This is a genomic window from Deltaproteobacteria bacterium (assembly GCA_009930495.1).
Classification (GTDB): Bacteria; Desulfobacterota; Desulfovibrionia; order Desulfovibrionales; family Desulfomicrobiaceae; genus Desulfomicrobium.
In genome coordinates this window covers 1-1437 of sequence record RZYB01000392.1, presented here as the reverse complement: position 1 = coordinate 1437, position 1437 = coordinate 1, and the positions used below count along the sequence as shown (strand labels likewise).

Sequence of the window (1437 nt, the reverse complement as noted above, 5' to 3'; positions counted from 1 at the left end):
ATCATGTGCCGCAAGCGTGGCCGCATCGTGCTTGTGGGCGTGACGGGCCTGGAGCTGTCCCGCACCATTTTCTTTGAAAAGGAGCTGTCCTTTCAGGTGTCATGCTCCTATGGGCCGGGCCGCTATGACCCCAGTTATGAGGACAAGGGGCAGGACTATCCTTTCGCCTATGTGCGCTGGACCGAACAGCGCAATTTCGAGGCGATCCTTGATCTTATGGCCACGGGCAAGATCGACGTGAGCCCGCTCATCACCCACCGATTTGCCATCGAAGACGCGGAAAAAGCCTACCACATGATCGCGGACAATACAGAGCCGTATATCGGCATTGTCCTGACCTATGCTCCGGACAAGGTGGACATGCGCCGTACCATCGACCTGCCCCGGACGGAGCAGACTGTGGACGCCGCTGCGCCGGTCATCGGCATGATCGGGGCTGGCGGCTATGCGGGCGGGGTGTTGCTCCCGGCCATGAAGAAGGCCGGGGGCGCGCGCTTTGCGGCCATCGCCTCCAGCACGGGCGTATCCGGCACGCATCTGGGCAAGAAGTTCGGCTTTGCCACCTCCACCACGGACACGGACACGCTATTTGCCGATCCCACCATCAACACCGTGGTCATTACCACGCGGCATAATTCCCACGCCGCTATGGTCAAAAAGGGTCTTGCGGTCGGCAAGCATGTGTTCGTGGAAAAGCCTCTCTGCCTGACCCTGGACGAGCTGGCCGAGATCGAGGCCCTGGCGGACGAGCATCCGAAGCAGATGGTCATGGTTGGCTTTAACCGCCGCTTTTCGCCCCTGACCGTGGCCCTGCGGCAGGCCCTGGCGTCCCTGAACGAGCCCAAGGCCATGATCATGACCGTCAATGCCGGGGCCATCCCGCCGGATCACTGGACCCAGGACGTGAAGGTTGGGGGCGGACGCATGATCGGCGAGGGGTGTCATTTCATCGATCTGCTGCGCTGCGTGGCCGGGTGCGCCATAACGTCGCACGAGGTTACGGCCATGAGCGGTCCGTGCCGCGACAGCTTTAGCGTGAATCTGGGCTTTGCGGACGGCTCCCTCGGAACGGTCCACTATCTTGCAAACGGCACCAAAGCCTATCCCAAGGAACGCCTGGAAGTCTTTTGCGGCGGACGCATCCTGCACCTGGACAATTTCAAGACATTGAAAGGCTACGGCTTTCCCAAAAAAGGCTTCAAGACCGTGCGCCTGTGGCGGCAGGACAAAGGGCAGTTGGGACAGATGAAGGTTTTCTTTCAGACCATCCAGCAGGGGGGCAGGCCACCCATCGACCGGGACGAACTGTTCGAAGTCAGCCGGGTGACGCTGGAGCTTGCGGAATGGCTTGAGCATTGATGGCGGGTAGTTGTCAGAATTCGAGGAATGCGTAACCTATGGGATACAGCCGGTCATGATTGAGGTTCGACAAACGCC

The 1437-nt window shown here is 60.3% G+C and carries 1 protein-coding gene; it reads left to right on the top strand.

Annotation, left to right across the window (positions count from 1 at the left end; genetic code table 11):
• A partial coding sequence (locus tag EOL86_14955; protein ID NCD26867.1) for a dehydrogenase occupies positions 1-1359 on the top strand: 1359 nt, incomplete at its 5' end.
• Positions 1360-1437 lie beyond the last annotated feature (78 nt).